Below are 13,629 nucleotides of genomic sequence, written 5' to 3'. Positions count from 1 at the left end.
GGTTTAAAAAAAATAATGCTAATTTTGCGCTATGATTCGAATTACAATAATTGGTTCCGGAAATGTTGCCCAACATTTGATCAAAGCTTTCTCTAAAAGTGAAACGGTCGAAATTGTACAGGTGTTTTCCAGAAAAAAAGAGGCCCTTGCTTCTTTGGTAAGTTTTGAAAAAATCACAGATAGTTTTGACTCTTTGCTAGAAGCTGATCTCTATATTATCGCAGTTTCTGACAATGCAATTTCCGAGGTTTCAAAGCAGTTACCATTTCAAAATCGTCTTGTCGTTCATACTTCAGGAGCCGCTCCTATTGAGACTTTAGACATTAAGAATCGTAGAGGTGTTTTTTATCCGCTTCAAACCTTTTCTAAAAATGCCACCATTGACTTTTCAGCAATTCCGGTTTGTCTGGAGGCTGAAAATACCTTTGATTTCCGTGTTTTGGAAAAAGTTGCCAAAAGCATTTCACAGTCGGTTTACCCAATCAATTCTGATCAAAGAAAGGCTCTGCATGTTGCAGCGGTTTTTGTGAATAATTTCACCAATCATCTGTATCAAATCGGACAGGAGATCTGCAAAGAACATCAGGTACCATTTGACGTTTTGAAACCTTTAATTCAGGAAACTGCTCAAAAAATAAATACACTAGATCCAATTGACGTTCAAACCGGACCTGCAAAACGCAAAGATTCTACTACAATCGAAGCGCATTTGGAGTATTTAAACCAAGAAAATCAAAAGAATATTTATAAAATACTAACACAATCTATACAAAATAATGGCAAAAAATTATAAAGAAATAATGAATGACATCACCACTTTCGTTTTTGATGTTGATGGTGTGCTTACCGACAGTTCTGTTTTTGTAACCAATGAAGGAGAGATTCTTCGTACCATGAATATTCGTGATGGTTATGCGATGAAAGCAGCAGTTGAAAGCGGTTACAATGTTTGCATTATTTCCGGCGGAAGCAATGAAGGTGTCCGTGTACGTTTGCGTAATTTAGGAATTAATGACATTCATTTAGGAACTCCCGATAAAGTAGCAACTTTTGCAGAATATACAGAGACTTATAACATTCAACCGGAACAGGTTTTATATATGGGTGATGATATCCCGGATTATCATGTGATGAAATTAGTAGGTTTACCAACTTGTCCTCAAGATGCAAGTCCGGAAATTAAAAACATTTGCCGTTATATCTCGCACGTAAATGGCGGAAAAGGTGCTGCACGTGACGTAATCGAACAAGTAATGAAAGTTCAGGGGAAATGGATGGAACATTTTAACGGAAAACACGATTAATGATTTTAGATTGTAAATTTTAGATTGCACGATCACATCTCACATTTTACAAATAACATAAAACTTAGCCCCTCAGCCCCTCAGCCCCTCAGAACCTTAGTACCTCAAATAAAAATGAAATTCCTCAAACTCATTCGCTACAAAAACCTGCTCATGCTAGCTTTTATGCAGGTATTATTTCGTTATGCCTTTCTAAAACAGCAAAATATTCCTTTAGCTTTAGCGGATTGGCAATACGGATTATTGGTTTTAAGTACCGTTTTACTGGCGGCAGCTGGTTATGTAATTAATAATATCTATGATGTTGCAACGGATAGTATCAATAAACCTGCTGATGTTGTAATTGGTAAAGGAATTTCTGAAACAACGGCCTATAACATTTATATCGGACTTAATATTACAGGGGTTGCTATTGGATTCCTTTTGTCAAATATCATCCTTAGACCTATGTTTGCCTCGCTTTTTATTTTAATCGCCTCGCTGCTTTACTTTTACGCGACGACATTAAAACAAATTATGATTCTGGGAAATTTTGTTGTGGCCTTATTACTTTCTGTAAGCGTATGGATTATTGGAATTTTCGACCTTTTTCCGGCTACAAATTCTGAAAATCAGGCACAAATGGCGAGTTTCTTCTCCATCTTAACCGATTATGCAATATTTGCTTTTATGATTAATTTTATTCGGGAAATCGTCAAAGACATTGAGGATCATAATGGCGACTACAATCAGGGAATGAACACATTGCCAATCGCTATTGGAATTAGCAGAACCGCAAAAATAGCCTTGGGACTTGCAATAATTCCTTTTATTTCTTGTTTACTTTATATCAAAACCTATTTTGTTGAGAACAATCTTTTTATCGCTACATTTTATGCTTTTGCATTTGTTCTGGCTCCCTTACTGTATTTTATTGTAAAAATATTTGGAGCGAAAAATCAAAAAGAATTCCACCATTTAAGTATCGTTTTGAAACTAATTTTATTCTTCGGGATTTTATCCATTCTCGTTATCACCTTAAATATCAAGTACAATGCTTAAAGAAAAACTAAAAAAATATACGTTAATTCTGGCTTCGGGATCGCCTCGCAGACAGCAGTTTTTTAAAGACTTGGATCTTGACTTCGAAATTAGGTTAAAAGACATTGAAGAAATCTATCCACCGGAATTAAAAGCAGTCGAAATCACAGATTATCTGGCAGCGTTAAAGGCCAGTGCATTTGAAGGTGAACTGAATGAAAATGAAATACTGGTGACCAGTGACACCATAGTTTGGCATGAGAATAAAGCACTAGGCAAGCCAAAAAATGCTGAGGAAGCCTTTACTATGATCAAGTCATTATCCAACACTACTCATGAAGTGATCACCTCAGTTTGTTTTAAAACAAACAATTCTTCTACTCTTTTGAATGATACAACAAAAGTTACCTTTAATGATTTATCAGACGAAGCTATTTTGTATTACATCGAAAATTACAAACCGTACGACAAAGCCGGTGCTTACGGTATTCAGGAATGGTTTGGTTTTATGGCAGTTGCAAAAATAGAAGGTTCTTACACCAATGTTATGGGGTTGCCAACAGCCAAAGTTTATGAATATTTGAGTACTTTAGTGTAAAAATTTATTTATGTTTTCTTTTAAAGAATATAGCCAGGAGATCTTAACGACCATAATTCTGATTCTCGTTCTGATAGCGTTGCGCATTATTGTTGCGAAACTAATTCGTCGTTATGCCAGCACAAGTCAGTTATTAGAGCATCGTACCAATTTAGTGATCAAGTACATTCACTTGCTCATGAACATACTGGTTATGATTAGCCTAATTATAATTTGGGGCGTTGAGACCAAAGATATTTTTATAACAGTTTCTTCCATTGCTACTGTAATTGGAGTGGCTATGTTTGCCCAATGGTCTATTTTGAGCAATATAACTTCGGGAATGATTTTGTTTTTTTCTTTTCCTTTCCGAATTGGAGATACTATCAAAATTCATGATAAAGACTTTCCAATCGAAGCAGAAATTGAGGATATAAGTGCCTTCCATGTGAACTTAAAAACAAAAGACGGCGAAAAGATTATTTTTCCCAATAATTTACTGCTACAAAAAGGAATTTCTATAATGCCTGTCCAATACGAAGAGAAGGAGTTTTTTGATTAAGATAAGTTCTGGAATCTTATACGATTTTATTGAACAAAATACCTCTTTCTCTCAAAGCGTTAGGGATGGCAGCGATATCCTTTTGCAATACCCAAACCTTTTTTGCATTTCCCAAGTTCTCCTATTGCAAAAGATTTAGCATACAGCCCGGCCCGTAGGGAAACGCCATAAACAAAATTATCAGTAACGAAATACGAATCTAATTTTATAAAGAGTCATAATAATTGCTTATATTCATGTCGAAATGAGCCTTTAAGCCTATAAAAAGTTATATAATGTCTGTAAATAAAAAAATAGTCGTTTTTATTCTATTATGCTTTTGCTTACAAGGCGCTTATGCACAGGTTAATCCACCACAGAAAGACGCAAAAACTAAAAAAGACAGCAGCGAAGTTTATCAGAAAATTAGAAACTATTCGAAAAAGAATAAATTTACTCAAACCCTGCACAAATTGTTCTTCAGGGGAGACAATACACAAAAAAAAGAAGTTTTAGTACAAAATGACACCACCGATTTTAGTGGTAAAATCATTCGGAACATCAATATTATAACACTTGATCCGTTTGGGCATTCGGTTACAGACACCACTAAGATACCCAAAAACTGGGGAGAAAGAACGGGAAACAGATTGCATTTAAAAACAAAAAAAATAGCCATTTATAATCTGCTGCTCTTTAAAAAAAACACCCCCTACGACACTTATAAAGTACAGGAATCTGAGCGTTTGATACGATCGCAACGATATGTTACAGCTGTAAGAATAACAAATAAGATAACCGGAGTAGCTTCAGATTCAGTTGACATAACGATTAGGGTTCTGGACTCTTGGAGTACGATTCCCAGATTTGCGATCTCGGGTAATCAGGTGTCTTTTGGTATTAAAGAAAAAGACTTTTTCGGAACAGGACAGCAATTGGACTACAAACATACCAACCGATTTAAAGATGGCCGTACTGCCAACGAAGTAAGCTACAACATTCCCAATATTAAAAATACTTATATAGGAACCACTTTATATTACAAGATCGATATTGATAACAACTATACGAAAAGTATCAACATTGAGCGACTTTTCTATTCTCCTTTGACCCGATGGGCCGGCGGTTTATATGTGGGACAGAACTACAAAAAAGACTCTTTGCAGGCACCTGATAAATCGTATGCATTTCAACCCTTTAAAAATAATTTTCATGATTTTTGGGCAGGACATGCCAGTAAAGTAACTCAAGATGAAGACGGTATCACCAATCTGGTGGCAACCGCACGTTTTCTGAACGTTAATTATAGTCAAACTCCTTCTGAACTCTACGACCCCACTCGTTTTTACTCTGATGAAAAACTGATTTTAAGCGGAATTGGTTTGAACCGACGTAAATTTATAAAAGACAATTATATTTTTAGAAATGGTCAGACAGAGGATGTTCCCATTGGGAAAATATACGGAATTACTCTGGGCTATCAATACAAAAACAAACAATGGCGTCCTTATGCGGGAGCGCAGTTCTCTTTTGGAAATTACTACCGTTGGGGATTTTTTAGTACCAATCTGGAAGCCGGTACTTTTTTTCATGATTCGAAAACCTATCAAACGGCCTTCTCATTTGAATCTAATTATTTTACGAAACTATTCACTATCGGAAACTGGAAACTCCGCCAATTTGTAAACCCATTCATCGTTATTGGTGCCAATCGGGAAAATATCATTGGAGATCAGCTTAACATTAATGAGCAAAATGGTTTGGCTGGATTTAATACTGCAATCTATGGAACAAATAAGGTGGTTCTGTCACTTCAAACGCAAACTTATTCCCCTTATGCACTACTAGGATTTCGTATCAATCCATTCTTTAATTACGGACTGGCAGTATTAGGAGCCCCAAATGATGCCGTTGGAAGGAATAAAGCCTACCAAAAAATAACCTTAGGTTTGTCGATAAATAATGACTACTTAGTATTTAGTTCCTTCCAGATTTCACTGTCCTACTACCCTACTATTCCTTTTCAGGGAGATAATGTTTTTAAAACCAACACTTTTCAGACCTCTGATTTTGGCTTACAAAGCTTTGAACTGGCTAAGCCAAGAATTGTAGAGTACAAATAGTAAAAAATCTATTTTCTCTACTTTTTTCAAAAAAAAATCCATACTACAAAAACAACTAGTATTCAATACTTTAAAATAAAATTCATTTTTAAAAAGTCGTCAAAATGCATCATTTATCCGATGAACTGCATTGTACTTTAATTTTTGGCACAGTATATGAATATCACAAAACAGGATCAACCTTAACTTTAAATTAAAAAAAATGAAAACAATAAAATTAGCAATTGCAGGACTTTTTCTCCTGGTTGCAAATGCCACGCAAGCGCAGGTATCTATAAACGTTAACATAGGAACACCTCCGGCTTGGGGACCGGCAGGATACGAAGAAATGGAGTATTATTATCTACCCGACATCGAAGCATACTATGATGTTAGAGCTTCACAGTTTTTATATTTTGGAGGAGGCCGATGGGTAAGAACAACCTACTTACCAAGACAATACAGAAACTATGATTTATACGGAGGATATAAAGTAGTTTTGAACGACTATCACGGCAGAACTCCTTATGTTTATTTTGATCGTCACAAAGTAAAGTATTACAGAGGATACCATGGTGCTCCACAAAGATGTTACAAGCCAAGACCAAGATATGGTTATGACGACCGTCATTATGATAAAAAACGTTATGAGAAACGTCATAAACATGATAGAGACGACGACGATGACGATGACGATCATGATGGTCACTACGGTCGCAGAAGAGGTTAGTTTTTGCTAAATCATTAACTTTCAATACAAAAGAGTATCAAAATCATGATACTCTTTTTTTATGCATGCATACTAAATAACTAAAACGTTAATTTAACGATGAAAACATAAAAATATCAATCAAAACAATTCAAAAAGTTAAATTATACACAAGAATATCAATACATTACGTTTAAAACTGTAATTTTGCACAAAATTTTAAACCACTAAATATACATTATATGAAAAAGCGTGTTTATTTATTTTCATTATCCGTGTTGTCCCTTTTTACATTTTGTACGAATCATGACGACTCTGCAACGAATGATCAGGCAACAAATAACAACATCGAAATCAATAGCGATGTTACGGCTTTAAATAAGAGACTTGATTACACCAATTCCGGAGTAATTTCAATTACCGGTTCATCAGCTTCAACAGGTAAACTGTTCAATAGCGCTCAATCTTCGGCTACCGATTTTCCATTGGTTCAAATCGCAGAAGTTAATCCACCCAAAGACAATAGCGGGAGAACGTTACAGGCCAGTCATGTAGCTGTTAACGGAAACTATGCTTACGTTGCTTATACCATGAGTGGTGAAGCATATTCAGGAGCTATTGATGTTATTGACGTATCTGATCCTTATAAACCTAAATTGATCACTTCTGCCTTAATAGCCAATACCGATATTACCTCCCTTACCTATTCAAACGGAAGTCTGATTATTGGTGCAGCGGCCGATATCGATAAAAATTCTACGCTAAAAAGCCCGGCAATTGTCATTAACATGCCTTTAAGTTCAGGTATGCTAACGGATAAATACACTACGACTAATGTTGAAGGTTACGTAACAACCGATGTTACTTCGAATTCCGGCTCTTACTTTGCAGTAACAGGAGATCAGGGAAGTCTGTTTAAAATTAATGCTGCCTCTAAAGCAATTTCAGGAAAAGTTGCCGTAGAAGATTTACGTTCTGTAGCAATAAGCGGAGATAAAGTCGTGACTTTGAGCGGAACAAAAGGAGTAAATATTTACAACGAATCAACACTGGCATTACAAAAAAGCTTTACCACATCAACAGATGTAAAAGCTTCAAAAAGAACGATAGATTTTGATGGTACAAAATTATTAGTATCAGAAGGTTATAAAGGCTTAGGTGTTTACGACATCAATAGCGGTTCAAAATTACAGACTATTCCATTAGCTGTTGCCGGTGAAGAGAATGTTACCAATGCACTTTCTGTTAATGAAGGTTATGCCTTTGTTGCCAATGGTGCTGCAGGTTTAAATGTCTACAAAACTGGGGCTCAACTTGGTTTACTGGGAACTGTTGATATACTAGGTTCGTCAAACTATGTAAAATCAAGCGGTAATTTTATCTATGTAGCCAGTGGAAAAGGTGGTTTGAAAATTATTAAGATGGAAAAACCAAACACCACTTTTGATGGCTGTACAGGATATGGTACTTATAATCAGGGACAAAATCTGATTCTGAACTCAAATGAAGTTAAATCGTATTCCGGTGCTACCTCTATAAGCTCTGCCATTATTAATTCTGGTGCAATATTAACGCATTGTGGTTCAATTACAGTTCAAAATAATCTAACCTTAAACAGTGGAGGAACTTTCAACATGAAAGGAACATTGTCTCAGGGTAAATACGGTCAGCCTAACCCAACACAACTTATTATTAACAGCAATGCGATATTACAAGTTGAAGGTACTGTAGTAATTTGGGGAGACTTACTATTAAATAGTGGTGCTAAGATTAACTTTATTGGAAACAACTCTTCTATTACCATTTATGGAAAAGTAACCAAGAACAGCAATGTTACCATTACAGGAAACTATAAAGACACAGAAAATAAATTGAAATAATTTACTGCAATCCTAAGAAATACCACATGATCTAAAACATTAGATCTATTTTCTATAAAGCTGTCAGATTTGATCTGGCAGCTTTTTTTTTGAATTAATTTTCTTAAAAAAGCAAATCAATAACCAAACATTAACATTTCATTTAAATACTCTTCCATGATTTAATTAGTATTTTTGAAACGCTATCAAAAAACACCTAACCTTATTATGCGAAAAATTCAGATACAAATTCTTCTCTTTTTTTTATCAGGCATTACCCTTTCTTTTGCACAACAACCACAAAAACCAAGTTCTGTTGAAATTTACAACCAAATTAAAAAATTAAACTTTTTAGGTTCCGTATTGTACATCGCGGCGCATCCGGATGACGAAAATACCCGCTTAATTTCTTATATGGCCAATGAAGTTAATGCCAGAACAGGTTATTTGTCTTTAACTCGCGGTGATGGTGGACAAAATTTAATTGGTCCGCAATTACGCGAATTGTTAGGTGTTATCAGAACACAAGAACTAATCGAAGCCAGAAAAATTGATGGTGGTGAACAGTTTTTCTCCCGTGCAAATGATTTTGGCTATTCTAAAACTCCTGATGAAACGTTAGAAATCTGGAATAAAGATAAGGTACTGGCCGATATGATTTGGACGATCCGAAAATTTCAGCCGGATGTAATCATCAACCGATTCGATCACCGTTCACCGGGTACTACACACGGGCATCATACATCATCGGCGATGCTAAGTGTGGAAAGCTTTAAACTCACCAATGATCCGAAAATATACCCGGAACAACTAAAATATGTAAAACCCTGGCAGGTTAAACGTCAGTTTTTCAATACATCCTGGTGGTTCTACGGAAGTCAGGAAAATTTTAAAGCGGCAAATAAATCCAACTTTATTCAATTGGAAACCGGAGTTTACTATCCGGGAATTGGAAAATCAAATCAGGAAATTGCTGCTTTAAGCCGCAGCCGTCACCAATCACAAGGTTTTGGAAGTACCGGATCACGTGGTGATGAAACCGAATTTTTAGAACTCATCAATGGTGATCGTCCGATAGACAAAACTAATTTATTTGAAGGAATTGATACTTCATGGAACCGCGTTAAAAACGGAAAACCTGTTGGAGATTTAATCTCTTCCATCATCGCCAAATATGATTTCAGCAATCCTTCAGCCAGTATTCCGGATCTGGTTAAAGCTTATACTATGATTGAGGCATTGGAAGACGATCACTGGAAGTCTGTAAAATCAATCGCCATCAAAAATATCATCGCTTCCTGTACCGGATTGTATCTGGAAGCTGCAGCAATTGAACAGGAAGCCACTCCTGGAAGCACTATTAAAGTTACTTTGGAAGCCATTAACAGATCTTCAATCGAAATGCAATTAAACAGTGTGACTTCATTACCGGATCAGAAAAGCACCCCACAAAATATAGTGCTAAAAAACAATAACGATCAAAAAATAAGCTACCAAATTCAGCTTCCTACTACATTAGAATACACACAGCCTTATTGGTTAAAAGAAAAAGCAACTGAAGGAATGTACACGGTTTCTAATCAGGAAAACATTGGAATTCCCGATATTATCAGACAAGTCAAAGTTGTTTTTAATGTCAGAATAAATGGTGTAGAGATTCCGTTCGAGCGCACTGTCATTTACAAATACAATGACGGTGTAAAGGGCGAAATGTACAATTTCCTTGACATTGTTCCTGAAGTTACGACCTCAGTTCTTGAAAAGGTTTTAATTTTTGGAAGTACGAAAAGCAAGTTGGTTCCGGTAAAAGTACGTGCAGGGAAAGACGGTATCAAAGGAAATCTGCAATTGGAATTACCAAAAAGCTGGAGCGTTTCTCCTAAAGAAATTCCTTTTACTTTAGAGAAAAAAGGAAACGAACAGATCTTTTACTTTGAAGTTACACCACCCGTAAATCCGGAAGAAGCTGTTGCAAAAAGTATTGCAGTTGTCGATGGCAAACGTTTTGATAAAGATCAGACCATTATCGATTACAGTCATATTACCAAACAAATGGTTTTAAAACCGGCTGAATCAAAATGCATCCGAATTGAGCTAAAAACAAATGGTGATTCGATAGCCTATATTATGGGTGCCGGTGATGAAGTACCGGAAAGTTTAGCCCAAATGGGATACAAAGTCAGTATTATTAAACCGGAAGAAATCACACCCGAAAAACTGGATTCCTTCAATATTGTAATGACCGGAGTACGGGCCTATAATACCATAAATGCTTTGGCACACAAACAAAATATCCTTTTCAACTTTGTCAAAAGCGGTAAAAACATGATCGTACAATACAATACGTACGGACAAACGGTAACCGATCAAATTGCTCCATACCCGTTAAAAATATCAAACGATCGTGTGACTGAAGAAAATGCAAAAATCACTTTTCTGGCTCCAAATCATCCTATCCTAAACACACCAAACAAAATCAGTGCAAAAGATTTTGAAGGCTGGAAACAAGAACAAGGTTTGTATTATCCTGATCAGTACGATCCTGCCTTTACTCCTATTCTTTCTTCACATGACAAAGGAGAATCGGCTAAAAATGGTGCTCTGTTGGTAGCGCCCTACGGAAAAGGATACTATATTTACACCGGTTTAAGCTTCTTTAGAGAGCTGCCCGAAGGTGTTGCCGGAGCTTATCGATTGTTATCGAATATGATTTCATTAAAACAGCCCATAGAGGCTCCCAAACAGGAATTAAAAAAGTAAACTATTCCCAATATGGAAACTAAAAAAATAAAAAAATGGAAGAAAAGCTACACTTATGTTTTAGTAGCCAACGCCATTTACATTCTGATTTTTTTCTTAATCATGAAATTATACTCATAACCTATGCAGCTATTTGATTGGATCGTACTGATCGTTACTCTTTTATTCATCGTTGGGTACGGCTCTTGGAAAACCAAAGGAAGTAAAAACGTCGAAGATTTTATTCTTGGAAACAACGAAACTCCTTGGTATACCGTCGGACTATCTGTTATGGCCACACAAGCCAGTGCTATTACTTTTCTTTCGACTCCGGGACAGGCTTACCATGACGGAATGGGTTTCATACAATTCTATTTTGGATTGCCAATTGCCATGATTGTGATTTGTGTGACTTTTATTCCTCTTTATCATAAAAATAAAGTATTTACCGCCTATGAGTTTCTGGAAAAGAGATTCGATTTAAAAACCCGTTCCCTGGCTGCCATTTTATTTTTAGTTCAGAGAGGTTTAGGAACCGGTTTAACCATTTATGCTCCGGCGATTATTCTCTCGGCTCTTTTGGGATGGAATTTAACTCTAATGAACATTATAATCGGGGTTCTGGTTATCATTTATACCTTCTCCGGTGGAACAAAGGCGGTAAACGTAACTCAGAAACAGCAAATGTTTGTGATCATGTCGGGGATGTTTATTACTTTTTTCCTGATTCTGCACTACCTGCCAAACGATATGACTTTTACCAGTGCGCTGCACATTGCCGGAGCCAACGATAAAATGAATATTGTCGATTTCTCTTTTGATCCGGAAGAAAAATATACCTTCTGGAGTGGAATCACCGGTGGTTTTTTCCTCGCCCTTGCCTATTTCGGAACCGATCAATCGCAGGTTGGTCGTTACTTATCCGGAAAATCTGTTCGTGAAAGTCAAATGGGATTAATTATGAACGGAATTTTAAAGGTGCCAATGCAATTTTTTATTCTGCTGACCGGAGTTATGGTTTTTGTCTTTTTTCAGTTCAATCCCGTTCCGTTAAATTTCAATCCCAACAATAAAATTGTCATTGAAAAATCACCATACAAAGAGGAATACCATGCTTTAGAAAAAAAACTAAGCACTTTATCAGAAGACAAAAAAGTAATCAATTTATTATACATCGACCAGCTGAATCAGGATTTCGACAATCCGATTTTACGAAAAGAACTGGTTACCTTGTCCAATAAAGAAAAAGACCTTCGTGATCGTGCCAAAGAAATCATTTCCAAGGCTGACAGCAACAGTGAAACTAATGATAAAGATTATGTCTTCTTTCATTTTATTCTCAATTACCTGCCAAAAGGATTAATTGGTCTTCTTTTAGCAGTAATTCTTTCAGCAGCAATGTCTTCAACGGCTTCAGGGTTAAATGCTTTAGCGTCGACGACTGCCATTGATATTTACAAACGAAATCTGAAAACTGAAAAATCAGATAAACATTATTTGAACGCAACCAAGTTTTTTACCTTATTCTGGGGAATTGTAGCGATACTTTTTGCCTGCGTGGGAACTTTGTTCGAAAACTTAATTCAATTGGTAAACATTATTGGATCTATTTTCTACGGAACTGTTCTAGGCATCTTTTTAGTCGGCTTCTATCTCCGACGCGTAAAAGCCAAAGCCATGTTTTATAGCGCTATAATCAGTCAGCTTACCATATTTATCATCTATTATTTTATGATTGCAATTTACCCGAGCGGTCAGGAAAAACTGGGTTATTTATGGCTGAATTTCATTGGAGCCATTCTAACCATTGTTCTTGCGCTGTTTATGCAGCTGGCCTTTTTTAGAAATGAACCGGACGCTGAGGAAATTATTATAGATTGATTCTAAAACCTAAATTTAGTATACAGCCTTTTCAGGTTGAAGAATTTAAATCCGGACAATTAAAAAAAATCTTCTAAAATCAAATTTAGAAGATTTTTTTCTTTTGAATAAGCTGTAGCGAATAATCTGGTAGTTCAAAACCATCTCACATCTCACTTCTAATCTTTTACTTCAACTAATTCTTCAACAAAATTTTTATCTTTGAGAAAACAACCGTCTAAATTCCAACTCTATGAAAGATTTGAAAAAATACAGCAATAAGACTAAAGCTGCTTTTATTTTATTGATTGTGATGCTTCTAATTCTTCTGGGGAATTTCAATACGCTTCAAAATTCAAAAAATGTAAATGAAAATATTAACGCAATTTACAAAGATCGTTTAGTGGTGGCGCATTACATTTTTCAATACTCCAAAGAACTCCATTTTATAAAATCGGAAGCCGAAAAACTGGACTTAAGCGATACCATCAAAAAAGATGAAATCATTCAGACATTAAATGTTATCCACACCATTGACGATTTATATGCTAAAACTGTCCTGACCGATACGGAAAAACAATATTTCGATGCTTTTTTAAATTCCTGTAAAGAAATAAACCATCAGGTTGCTGCCAAAAACTGGAATAAAATCGCCGTCTCAAGCAATGAAGCTCTAAAAACCTTAGAAGCTTTATCGCAAATTCAGATTCAGGAAGGAAAAGCAAAACTGGCGAATGCCAATGCAATGTACAGTAAGAACAATAGTCTTGGGCAATTGCAAATTGCACTCCTCATTATTTTAGGAGGAATCACATTTTACCTCTTGATTGTCAAGAAAATTAAAAAAAGTATCAAAATTCCTGAGCCGCCAAGCTTGAACTAATTTTAGAATGTGTTCTCATTAAGAATGTTGCGAAT

At 35.9% G+C, this 13,629-nt stretch carries 11 protein-coding genes; all 11 read left to right on the top strand.

Annotation, left to right across the window (positions count from 1 at the left end; all coding sequences use genetic code 11):
- The first annotated feature begins 31 nt into the window (after window positions 1–31).
- Complete coding sequence (locus BHE19_RS16195; protein ID WP_070907991.1) at window positions 32–793, top strand: Rossmann-like and DUF2520 domain-containing protein; 762 nt, start codon at window positions 32–34, stop codon at window positions 791–793.
- Window positions 777–1,304: a KdsC family phosphatase gene (locus BHE19_RS16190; RefSeq protein WP_017498577.1), complete on the top strand. Its 528-nt coding sequence runs from the start codon at window positions 777–779 to the stop codon at window positions 1,302–1,304. Before BHE19_RS16195 ends, BHE19_RS16190 begins: the two co-directional genes overlap by 17 nt.
- A gap of 114 nt (window positions 1,305–1,418) precedes the next feature.
- A complete protein-coding gene (locus tag BHE19_RS16185; protein ID WP_083342569.1) occupies window positions 1,419–2,345 on the top strand; it encodes a geranylgeranylglycerol-phosphate geranylgeranyltransferase in 927 nt (308 codons plus the stop codon).
- Window positions 2,338–2,922 carry a Maf-like protein gene (locus tag BHE19_RS16180; protein WP_070907990.1) on the top strand — a complete coding sequence of 195 codons (585 nt, stop codon included), beginning with the start codon at window positions 2,338–2,340 and terminating at the stop codon, window positions 2,920–2,922. Before BHE19_RS16185 ends, BHE19_RS16180 begins: the two co-directional genes overlap by 8 nt.
- A 10-nt stretch (window positions 2,923–2,932) precedes the next feature.
- Window positions 2,933–3,463, top strand: coding sequence for a mechanosensitive ion channel domain-containing protein (locus BHE19_RS16175; protein ID WP_017498580.1), 531 nt, complete (start codon window positions 2,933–2,935; stop codon window positions 3,461–3,463).
- A 275-nt stretch (window positions 3,464–3,738) separates the two neighbouring features.
- The gene (locus BHE19_RS16170; protein WP_070907989.1) at window positions 3,739–5,565 is read left to right on the top strand and encodes a BamA/TamA family outer membrane protein; all 1,827 of its coding nucleotides are present in this window, start codon (window positions 3,739–3,741) and stop codon (window positions 5,563–5,565) included.
- Between the two features lie 202 nt (window positions 5,566–5,767).
- Window positions 5,768–6,274 carry a hypothetical protein gene (locus BHE19_RS16165; protein ID WP_070907988.1) on the top strand — a complete coding sequence of 169 codons (507 nt, stop codon included), beginning with the start codon at window positions 5,768–5,770 and terminating at the stop codon, window positions 6,272–6,274.
- A gap of 221 nt (window positions 6,275–6,495) precedes the next feature.
- On the top strand, window positions 6,496–8,133 hold the full coding sequence (locus BHE19_RS16160; protein WP_070907987.1) for an LVIVD repeat-containing protein: 1,638 nt from the start codon (window positions 6,496–6,498) through the stop codon (window positions 8,131–8,133).
- Between the two features lie 207 nt (window positions 8,134–8,340).
- Entirely contained in the window at window positions 8,341–10,872 is a 2,532-nt protein-coding gene (locus BHE19_RS16155) for a PIG-L family deacetylase (RefSeq protein WP_070907986.1), read from the top strand.
- Window positions 10,873–10,995: 123 nt separating this feature from the next.
- Entirely contained in the window at window positions 10,996–12,732 is a 1,737-nt protein-coding gene (locus BHE19_RS16150; protein ID WP_070907985.1) for a sodium:solute symporter, read from the top strand.
- A gap of 232 nt (window positions 12,733–12,964) precedes the next feature.
- The gene (locus tag BHE19_RS16145; protein WP_070907984.1) at window positions 12,965–13,594 is read left to right on the top strand and encodes an MCP four helix bundle domain-containing protein; all 630 of its coding nucleotides are present in this window, start codon (window positions 12,965–12,967) and stop codon (window positions 13,592–13,594) included.
- Window positions 13,595–13,629 lie beyond the last annotated feature (35 nt).

The sequence above is a fragment of the Flavobacterium tructae genome, assembly GCF_001853485.1.
Taxonomy (GTDB): domain Bacteria; phylum Bacteroidota; class Bacteroidia; order Flavobacteriales; family Flavobacteriaceae; genus Flavobacterium; species Flavobacterium tructae.
This window is presented reverse-complemented; position numbering and strand designations above follow the sequence as displayed.

Bases quoted from the DNA above. Each gene is read 5' to 3' on its own strand.
- BHE19_RS16195 (WP_070907991.1), top strand. From the start codon at position 32: ATGATTCGAATTACAATAATTGGTTCCGGAAATGTTGCCCAACATTTG.
- BHE19_RS16190 (WP_017498577.1), top strand. From the start codon at position 777: ATGGCAAAAAATTATAAAGAAATAATGAATGACATCACCACTTTCGTT.
- BHE19_RS16185 (WP_083342569.1), top strand. From the start codon at position 1,419: ATGAAATTCCTCAAACTCATTCGCTACAAAAACCTGCTCATGCTAGCT.
- BHE19_RS16180 (WP_070907990.1), top strand. From the start codon at position 2,338: ATGCTTAAAGAAAAACTAAAAAAATATACGTTAATTCTGGCTTCGGGA.
- BHE19_RS16175 (WP_017498580.1), top strand. From the start codon at position 2,933: ATGTTTTCTTTTAAAGAATATAGCCAGGAGATCTTAACGACCATAATT.
- BHE19_RS16170 (WP_070907989.1), top strand. From the start codon at position 3,739: ATGTCTGTAAATAAAAAAATAGTCGTTTTTATTCTATTATGCTTTTGC.
- BHE19_RS16165 (WP_070907988.1), top strand. From the start codon at position 5,768: ATGAAAACAATAAAATTAGCAATTGCAGGACTTTTTCTCCTGGTTGCA.
- BHE19_RS16160 (WP_070907987.1), top strand. From the start codon at position 6,496: ATGAAAAAGCGTGTTTATTTATTTTCATTATCCGTGTTGTCCCTTTTT.
- BHE19_RS16155 (WP_070907986.1), top strand. From the start codon at position 8,341: ATGCGAAAAATTCAGATACAAATTCTTCTCTTTTTTTTATCAGGCATT.
- BHE19_RS16150 (WP_070907985.1), top strand. From the start codon at position 10,996: ATGCAGCTATTTGATTGGATCGTACTGATCGTTACTCTTTTATTCATC.
- BHE19_RS16145 (WP_070907984.1), top strand. From the start codon at position 12,965: ATGAAAGATTTGAAAAAATACAGCAATAAGACTAAAGCTGCTTTTATT.